Genomic DNA, 8743 nt, shown 5'->3' with positions numbered 1-8743 from the left:
ATATAGTCGACGCCGGTTTCGGCAATCGCCCTGACAGTCTGGAGATTGACGTTGCCGGAGGCTTCGAGCTTCACGCGGCGCGCGTCGGTAATATAGGCCTCGTCCGTCAGGCCCGCGCAATCGCGGTTGATCTCGACGGCCCGGCGCAGAAGCTCAGGCCCCATATTGTCGAGCAGGATCACGTCGGGCTGCGCCTCTAGCGCCTCCTCCAGCTCCTCCAGCGTCGTCACCTCGACCTCCACCTTGACGAGATGGCCGGCGAAAGCGCGCGCGGAACGGATCGCGCCCTCGACGCCGGCGGCCACCGCGATGTGGTTGTCCTTGATGAGGATCGCATCATCGAGCCCGTAGCGGTGCGACGAGCCGCCGCCCATACGGACCGCATATTTTTCCAATGCCCTCAGCCCCGGAATGGTTTTCCGTGTGCAGCAGACCTTTGCCGGCGTGTGCGCGATCTCTTCGGCAAAACGCGCCGTATGGGTCGCGACGCCGCAGAGATGCATGAGGAAGTTCAACGCCACCCGCTCGGCCGACAGCACCGCCCGCGCCGGCCCCGAGACTTTCGCGATGACGGTGCCGGGCGCCAACTTGTCGCCGTCCTGCACGAAGGCCTCGAAACGGATCGAAGGGTCCATCAGCCGGAACGCCGCGCGCGCCAGATCAAGCCCTGCCACGACGCCATTCTCGCGCGCATTCAGCTCCGCCGTCGCCTTCATATCCGGCCCGATCGTCGCCTGGCTGGTGATATCGCCGGCCCGGCCCAGATCCTCGGCAAGCGCCGCGCGCACCTGGTCTTCCACCATAAGGGAGGAAAGGACGGGGAGATAGGAGGTGGTCATGGGCTTGTCCTGTTCAATGTCGAGTAGAAGATGGCAGGCTCACGCCGCCGCCGTTTCCGAGAGTTCCGCGACGACCTTGTCCGCCTCGGCGAGCGTGATGAAGGTGCGGTGCTTCCAGTTTGCCTTCTGCTCGGGGAAATCGGAGCGGTAGTGGCCGCCGCGGCTTTCTTCGCGCAGGTAGGCGCCCGTCGCGATGAGCTTTGCCGTGGTGACGATGTTGTGGAAGCGCATGCGGCTGTTTTCGCGCTCCAGCGTCGCAATCTCGCGGATCGCGGCCGCAAGGCCCTCGCGGGTCCTGATGACGCCGACCTGATCGCTCATGATGCGGCGCAGACGCTTCAGCGCGGCGCTGTCCTCGATGGTCACGAGGTCGTCGCTCTCGCCGGCATTGTTGCCCCAGTCGTTGAGCTTCGGCTCCGGCAGCATGCCCTTGATGTTTTCGGCAATGCGGGCGGAAAAGACGACGGCTTCGAGCAGGGAGTTGGAGGCCAGGCGATTGGCGCCGTGCACGCCCGTGGAGGTGACTTCGCCGGCGGCCCAGAGGCCGTCGATCGAGGTGCGGCCCTCGGCATCCGTCAGCACGCCGCCCATGTGGTAGTGCACGGCGGGCACGACGGGGATCGGCTGGGTGATGGGATTGATGCCGGCGGCCTTGCAGGAGGCATAGACCGTCGGGAACATCTCCGGGAAATGCGCACCCACCGCCTTGGTGCAATCGAGGAAGGCGCCGCGGCCGGCCTGCACTTCGGCGAAAACGCCGCGCGAGACGATGTCGCGCGGGGCGAGTTCGGCATCCGCATGGATATCCAGCATGAAGCGGTGGCCGGAGGAATTGATGAGATGCGCGCCGTCGCCGCGCAAGGCTTCGGTGGCGAGCGGCGCGGGGTCGCGGCCGATATTGATGGCGGTCGGGTGGAACTGCACGAATTCCGGATCGGCGATGATCGCGCCGGCGCGGGCGGCCATGCCGACGCCCTGCCCGCAGGCCTGCCACGGATTGGTGGTGACGGCGAAGAGATGGCCGACGCCGCCCGAGCACAGCACCACGGCGCGGGCCGGGAAATGCACGCGGTTCTTCGCCTGGCCGGCATCGGGACGTGCGATGACGCCGGAGATGAAGCGACCTTCGCTCACCAGTTCCTCGACGACATAGCCTTCCAGCACGCGGATCGACGGCGTGTTGCGCACGGCGGCAATGAGCGCTTCCATGATGGCCTTGCCGGCCATATCGCCCTTGACGCGCACGATGCGGCGCTCGGAATGAGCCGCCTCACGCGACAGCATCAGTTTGCCTTCCAAATCGCGGTCGAAGGGAACGCCGTAATCGAGCAGGTCGTGAATGCGCGACGGTCCCTCGGAGACCATGAAGCGCGCCATCTTCTCATCCACGATGCCGGCACCGGCTTCCAGCGTGTCGGCGACATGCTTGTCGAACGTATCGCCGGGGCTCATCGCCGCCGCGATGCCGCCCTGCGCCCATGCCGACGACGCGCCCTGCCCGATGGGCGCGGCGGCGAGGATCGTGACGGGGCGCGGTGCGAGCTTCAGGGCGCAGAACAGGCCGGCGAGGCCCCCGCCGACGATAACGATATCGTCGATGCCGTTCCAGGATTGCGGGCGGAAACTGTCAATGGGCATATGCTACTCCTCCGACTTGCGGCCTGCCGCTCGCCCCTCACCTGCCTGCCGGCATCCTCTCCCCGCAAGCGGGGAGAGGAGCGATGGGCTCACCGTTCTGCCCCTTCTCCCCGCCTGCGGGGAGAAGGTCCCGGCAGGGGGATGAGGGGCCGCATGATGCGGGCCATACGTCCGTTACTGCTTCAAATTCACCATCCGCTCGACGGCAAGGCGGGCACGGTCGGCGATGGCCGGATCGACCAGAACCTCCTCCGTCATGTTCACCAGGCTGTCGAGGATCTTCGGCAGCGTGATGCGCTTCATGTGCGGACAGAGATTGCACGGCTTGACGAAATCGACATCGGGCAGTTCCGCCTGGATGTTCGACGCCATCGAGCATTCCGTGACGAGCAGCACGCGCGACGGGCGGTTGTCCTTCACATAGTTGATCATGCCCGAGGTCGAGCCGGCGAAATCGCAGACGGCGATGACGTCGGGATGGCATTCGGGGTGACCGATGATCTCGATGCCGGGATGGGCTTCCTTGTAGGCGAGCAGTTCGGCCGCCGTGAAGCGCTCGTGCACCTCGCAATGGCCCTTCCAGGTCAGGATCTTCTTTTTCGTCTGCTTGGCGACGTTCATCGCCAGATATTCGTCCGGGATGCAGAGGACCGTATCGCTTTCCAGGCTTTCCACGACGGAAAGCACGTTGGACGAGGTGCAGCAGATGTCCGTCTCGGCCTTCACGTCGGCCGAGGTGTTGACATAGGTGACGACGGGCACGCCGGGATAACGCAGCTTCAGGAGGCGTACATCCTCGCCGGTGATCGATTCCGACAGCGAGCAGCCGGCGCGCGAATCCGGGATCAGCACGGTCTTTTCCGGGTTGAGCAGCTTCGAGGTCTCGGCCATGAAGTGCACGCCGCACTGGATGATGATCTCGGCATCCACCTTGGTGGCATCGCGGGCGAGCTGCAGCGAATCGCCGACGATATCGGCAACGCAGTGGAAGATTTCCGGCGTCTGGTAATTGTGCGCCAGGATGACGGCGCCGCGCTCGCGCTTCAGCCGGTTGATGGCCGCAACGTAGGGCGCATAGACAGGCCATTCGAAGGCGGGGATGAACTGCTTCACCTTCTCGTAGAGGTGCTCCGTCTCGCGGGCGATCTCCGGGGTGAACGTGAGGTCGGGTCTTTCCAGGACGCCGAAGCGCTCGGCGGCGGTCAGCGGGCGCACGGCTTCTGCTTCTGCCGCATGCGGGGCCAGAATGGTCATGGAACCCTCCCTCTTCTCCGCCGGTTCCGGCGGGTCGGCCATTTTGCTCACTTTGAGCATAATGGCTCCAAAACAAAACCGGCATGGGCCGGTGGTTTAGATTTAAAAACTTTTGTGACGGTTTGCAAGAAGCGCCGCCGGAATTCCTTCAGGCGGCGCGATGGTTTTCAATCAGGCCATAGCCGGACGCGGCACGCTCTTTTCCTGGATCGGCCAATGGACGACGGCCGCGAAGATGCCGAGCGCGACCCCGAGCCACCACACTGGATCGTAGGTGCCGAAGTGGTCGTAGAGATAGCCGCCCATCCACACGCCGAGGAACGAGCCGATCTGGTGCGACAAGAAGACGATGCCGCCGAGCAGGCCGAGATGCTTCGTACCGAACATGATGGCAACGAGGCCGTTGGTCGGAGGCACCGTGGAAAGCCAGAGCAGGCCCATGACGATCGCGAAGATGATCACCGAGGTCGGTGATTTCGGCAGCAGGATGAAGGCCGAGACGGCAACCGAGCGGGCGAGATAGATATAGGCGAGGAAATAGGGCTTGGAATAGCGCTGGCCGATGACGCCGGCGGCAAGCGAGCCGATGATGTTGAAGAAGCCGATCAGCGCCAAAGCGATCACGGCATAGCGCGCATCGATGCCGAGGTCGCCGAGATAGGCCGGGAAATGCGCGGTGATGAAGGCGACCTGATAACCGCAGACGAAGAAACCGGACACGAGCAGCAGATAGCTGCGATGGCCAAGCGCCTCGCGCAGCGCCTCGCCGATCGTCTGCTTGTATTCGTTGGCGGACGTGATGCCGGAGGAGGAATTGCCGCGCAGCGGAATGGCGATCAGCGGCACGAGCAGCATCAGCATGCCGAGATAGACGAGGCTGTCCGACCAGCCATAGGCGCTGATCAGGCCCTGCGACAGCGGCGCGAACAGGAACATGCCGGCAGACCCCGCCGCGGTGCAGATGCCGAAGGCCATGGAGCGCTGCTCGGGCGTGACATTGCGGGCGAAGGACGACAGGAGGATGCCGAAGGAACCGGAGCCCACGCCGAGGCCGACCAGCACGCCGCCGCCGATGTGCAGCCAGAGCGGCGAGGTGCCGAGCGACATGAGGAACAGGCCGAGCGCATAGACGAGACCCGAGATCAGCAGCACGCGCCAGGTGCCGAACTTGTCGGCGATGGCGCCGAAGAACGGCTGGCTGACGCCCCAGGCGAGGTTCTGCAAGGCCATGGCGAGACCGAAGGTCGTGCGGTCCCAGCCGGTATCCTGCAGCATGGGCAGCTGAAAAAAGCCCATCGCCGAGCGCGGGCCGAAGGTCAGCACGGCGATCAGCGAGCCGGCGACAATGATGAGCCAGGGCATGGGCCGGCTCGCGGCAGGCGCCGCAACGGTGGATGGGGCGGACATGAGCGTCTCCAAATCGAGTGCCCGAAACCTACGTCGCGCCATCAATTAACAAAAGCGAATTTAATTGACCGAGCGATCAGTCCCGTTGATGGGATATTTCGATTCAAGCGGTCCGCGGATGTGCTTGACGCGGAACGATTTTGGGCGCATCCCACCCTCAGGTGTCACAGGACGCCAATTGAACCCGGATAAGATCAATGGACCCCGACAGTCGACTATCGAGAGCGATCGAGCGACCCGTCCGGTAGCAGCGTTTCGGCTTGCTCCGGATGGCGAGAGCGCCCTCCAAGGAGCAAAACATGCTGCAGATCTATGCCCGCAAGGCTGACCGTTTTTGCCTGCGCGAGATTTCCAATCCCGCCATCGAACAGGCGATCGCGCCTGCCCTCTGGTACGACCTCCTCAACCCGTCGACGGAAGAGGTGAAGGACGTCGAGGCGGCCCTTCATATTGCTATGCCGACGCGCGAGGAGATGGAGGATATCGAGCTTTCAGCCCGCCTCTATCAGGAGGACGGTGCCGCCTTCATGACCATGACGGCGCTGACCAATCTCGACAGCGACGAGCCGGCGAAGACGCCGATCACCTTCATCCTGCGCGGCCCGACGCTGGTGACGGTGCGCCATGCCGATGCAAAACCCTTCGCCACCTTCTGCACGCGGGCGCTGCGCGGCAACGGCCACACTTACGAGACCGGCGAGGACGTCATGCTCGGCGTCATCGAGGCCGTGATCGACCGCATGGCGGATGTGCTGGAGCGGCTGGGTAACGAGATCGACGGCATTTCGCGCGAGGTCTTCCGCAGCAAAAAGGCTTCGTCCACCAAGAAGACGCGCGACCTCGAGGCGCTGATCGAACAGCTCGGCCGCAAGGGCGACTTTTTGAGCGGCGTGCGCGAAAGCCTCGTCAGCATCTCCCGCCTCGTCGCCTATCATGCGGCGCTGGAAACACCGACGCGCAAGCCGTCGAAGGAAATCCGACAGTTGGTGAAACTCGTTCAGCGCGACGCCGCCTCGCTCGGCGACCACGCTGCGTTCCTGTCGGGCAAGATCAATTTCCTGCTCGATGCGACGCTCGGCCTGATCAATCTCGAGCAGAACCAGATCATCAAGATCTTCACCGTCGCCTCGGTGGTCTTCCTGCCGCCGACGCTGGTCGCGTCGGCCTATGGCATGAACTTCGAGCTGATGCCCGAGCTGCAATGGCACTTCGGCTATCCCTACGCCGTCGGCCTGATGATCATCTCCGCGCTGATGCCGTTCCTTTATTTCAAGCGTCGCGGCTGGGTTTAACGGCATCGGGGGCCGATTACAGCCAGTTCTCGGCCCGCAGCCCCGGCATGCGGGCGAATTCCCTGAGATTGTTGGTGACGACGATCAGCCCTTCGCTGCGGGCATGGCCGCCGATCTGCATATCGTGCGGGCCACAGGGCGTGCTCGCCCGCTCCAGTTCCGCACGGACCTGCCCGTAATGCGCCGCCGCCTTGTCACCGAACGGCAGGACCTCCAGCCGCGCCACGAAATGCTCGATCGCGGTGAGGTTTTCTGCACGGCGGGCGGATTTCTCCGCGCCATAGTGCAGCTCCCCAAGGGTGATGCCCGATATGCAGAGTTGCTCCGCCAGCGCATTGAACTTTTCTCGCACGGCTGGAGGATAGGTCTTCATCACATAGATGCAGATATTGGTATCGAGCATATAGGCCAGCATCAGAACGTCTCGCGTTCTTCCGCCGTCGGCTGCACCCTCTCGCTCAGGAAATCGCCGCTGACCCGCGGACCGTTCAGGAACAGATCGTCCCACCGCTGGCCCTGCGGGACGATGACGCGGCTGCGGCCGATCTTGAGGATGTCGACCTGACGCACCTCGGCAGGAAAAGCAACGGCTTTCGGCAGACGCACAGCCTGGCTGCGGTTGCTGATGAAAACGGTCGAATTGGCCATGCTCCGCTCCTCATGTGATATCCCGACGGGATATACATAAGACGAAAGCGCAGAAACCGCAAGATTCCGCCGCTAGGCCCGCACCTTCATCGGCCAGCGCTCGGAGCGCGTCTTCGTCACGCGCACCGTATCGCCGAGGCGGATTTCGCCCTCGCTGCGCGGTACGGCGTTCCAGCCGAAGAGCACGCCGGGCACCCGACGGTCGGCGGACATGCGCTTCTCGGCGAGGCCCTGGATGGGATTGCCACCGATGCGTTCGCCGGTCGTCTGGTCCTGCGTGGTCATGATGCAGCGGGCACAGGGCTTGACGAAGTCGAAGACGATTCCGTTGATCTCGATCGCTTCCCAGAGATCCTCTTCCCAGGGATCGTCGCAGGAGACGAGGATGTTGGTGCGGAAGCGGTCCATGCCGACGGGCTCCTGGCCCTTGGCGGCCAGCGTCCGGTTGAGATCGGCCAGCGAGCCCGTCGTGGTGACGAGGATGGGGAAACCATCGGCGAAACCGACGGGCGCCGGCTGGCCGGCCCAGTCCTCACCTTCGGCGCGGTGCGCCAGCGCATCCATGTGGACGAGCTTGACCGGACGATCGAGCCAGTCGGACAGCACGTCATTGACCGCCTCGTCGGCGACGGCGGCGTTGACGGGGCTGTCCCAGACGGTGACGTCGAGGCGGTCTTCCGGCTCGAAGCTCGCGAAGAGCTGGCGGCCCTCCATTTCGAGATGCAGGCTTTCGCCCACCGCCGTCGCCTCGATGCGGGCAAGCGCCTGCAATTCGCGCTGGGTGATGAAGCGGCCGTCTGGCTCGACGATCATGAAGCGGCGGTCGCCGGCGAGGCCGTCGAGGCGCACTGTCGCGCTGTCGACGGGAATGGCCCGGCCGCTCTTCAGCGGGTGAATGTTGAGGCCCTCGATCTTCATCGCACGTCCCTTCCTTGAAACTTTGATTCAACGCTCTGCCGAGCCGATTCAATCCGGCGGCACAAAAGCATGTTTTCGTTCAGATTTCATCCAGAAGCATGTCGCGGATCGCGCGCAGGCGCTCTGTGCGCTCCAGCGCCATGCGGGCGCCTGCCGTCGTCTGGAAGCCATCTGCCAGCTTGAACAGCTTTACCTCGAAATGATCGATAGCGAAGGCCTTGTCGTCGAGCGGGCGATTTTCGGCGAGCGGATCCAGGGGATCGTAGAGACCGCTGCCCATGCGCCCGGCAATGTAGAAGCAGCGTGCAGCACCCACCATGCCGATGGCATCGAGCCGGTCGGCATCCTGCACGATCCTCGCCTCCAGCGTCTCGGGCGCGATATTGGCGGAGAAGCTGTGGGTGAGGATGGCATGGCTGACGGCGGCCACGTCCGCATCGCTCCAGCCTTCGGCGGCCAAAAGCGTGGCTGCTTTTTCGGCGGCAAGACGCGAAGCCTTGGCGCGCAGTGGCGAATTCTTCTCCACCGCCACGCAATCGTGCAGCAGCACGGCGGCGGCGAGAAGACGTGGGTTTCCGCCCTCCTCCGCCTGGATGCGGCGGGCGTTCTTCCACACGCGGAGGAGATGGGCGGCGTCATGCGAGCCGTCGTCGGCGGCGAAGGCCTGCGGCAGCAGACACTCGGCGAGCGGTCCCAGAGGTGTGAAGGCGGCGGCGAGGCAGGTGAAGGACATGGGCAATCCGTTTC

At 64.2% G+C, this 8743-nt stretch carries 9 protein-coding genes; 1 reads left to right on the top strand and 8 read right to left on the bottom strand.

Annotated features, from left to right (window positions below; all coding sequences use genetic code 11):
* From nadC to ACOZKU_RS26345, 4 genes are all read right to left on the bottom strand, one after another.
* A partial coding sequence (gene nadC, locus ACOZKU_RS26360) for a carboxylating nicotinate-nucleotide diphosphorylase (RefSeq protein WP_421581395.1) occupies positions 1 to 839 on the bottom strand: 839 nt, incomplete at its 3' end.
* 39 nt (positions 840 to 878) lie between these two features.
* Positions 879 to 2477, bottom strand: a complete 1599-nt coding sequence (locus ACOZKU_RS26355; RefSeq protein ID WP_421581394.1) for an L-aspartate oxidase — start codon at positions 2475 to 2477, stop codon at positions 879 to 881.
* A 174-nt stretch (positions 2478 to 2651) separates the two neighbouring features.
* Positions 2652 to 3731: a quinolinate synthase NadA gene (gene nadA / locus ACOZKU_RS26350; RefSeq protein ID WP_421581393.1), complete on the bottom strand. Its 1080-nt coding sequence runs from the start codon at positions 3729 to 3731 to the stop codon at positions 2652 to 2654.
* Positions 3732 to 3902: 171 nt separating this feature from the next.
* Complete coding sequence (locus ACOZKU_RS26345) at positions 3903 to 5138, bottom strand: MFS transporter (protein ID WP_421581392.1); 1236 nt, start codon at positions 5136 to 5138, stop codon at positions 3903 to 3905.
* Positions 5139 to 5437: 299 nt separating this feature from the next.
* On the opposite strand from ACOZKU_RS26345, the gene ACOZKU_RS26340 reads away from it, so the two are divergent.
* On the top strand, positions 5438 to 6430 hold the full coding sequence (locus ACOZKU_RS26340; protein ID WP_421581391.1) for a magnesium transporter CorA family protein: 993 nt from the start codon (positions 5438 to 5440) through the stop codon (positions 6428 to 6430).
* A gap of 16 nt (positions 6431 to 6446) precedes the next feature.
* Here ACOZKU_RS26340 and vapC read toward each other — a convergent pair whose 3' ends face one another.
* The 4 genes from vapC to ACOZKU_RS26320 all read right to left on the bottom strand — a co-directional run bounded on the left by vapC (position 6447) and on the right by ACOZKU_RS26320 (position 8729).
* Positions 6447 to 6845: a type II toxin-antitoxin system tRNA(fMet)-specific endonuclease VapC gene (vapC, locus tag ACOZKU_RS26335; protein ID WP_421581390.1), complete on the bottom strand. Its 399-nt coding sequence runs from the start codon at positions 6843 to 6845 to the stop codon at positions 6447 to 6449.
* Entirely contained in the window at positions 6845 to 7078 is a 234-nt protein-coding gene (gene vapB, locus ACOZKU_RS26330; protein ID WP_421581389.1) for a type II toxin-antitoxin system VapB family antitoxin, read from the bottom strand. The genes vapC and vapB overlap by 1 nt, the downstream gene beginning before the upstream one ends.
* 72 nt (positions 7079 to 7150) lie before the next feature.
* Positions 7151 to 7996, bottom strand: coding sequence for an MOSC domain-containing protein (locus ACOZKU_RS26325; RefSeq protein ID WP_421581388.1), 846 nt, complete (start codon positions 7994 to 7996; stop codon positions 7151 to 7153).
* A gap of 79 nt (positions 7997 to 8075) precedes the next feature.
* The gene (locus ACOZKU_RS26320; RefSeq protein ID WP_421581387.1) at positions 8076 to 8729 is read right to left on the bottom strand and encodes an HD domain-containing protein; all 654 of its coding nucleotides are present in this window, start codon (positions 8727 to 8729) and stop codon (positions 8076 to 8078) included.
* Positions 8730 to 8743 lie beyond the last annotated feature (14 nt).

Source organism: Shinella sp. M31 (assembly GCF_049199205.1).
Classification (GTDB): domain Bacteria; phylum Pseudomonadota; class Alphaproteobacteria; order Rhizobiales; family Rhizobiaceae; genus Shinella.
The sequence above is the reverse complement of the archived record's forward strand: the minus strand, read 5'-3'. Positions and strand labels throughout refer to the sequence as shown.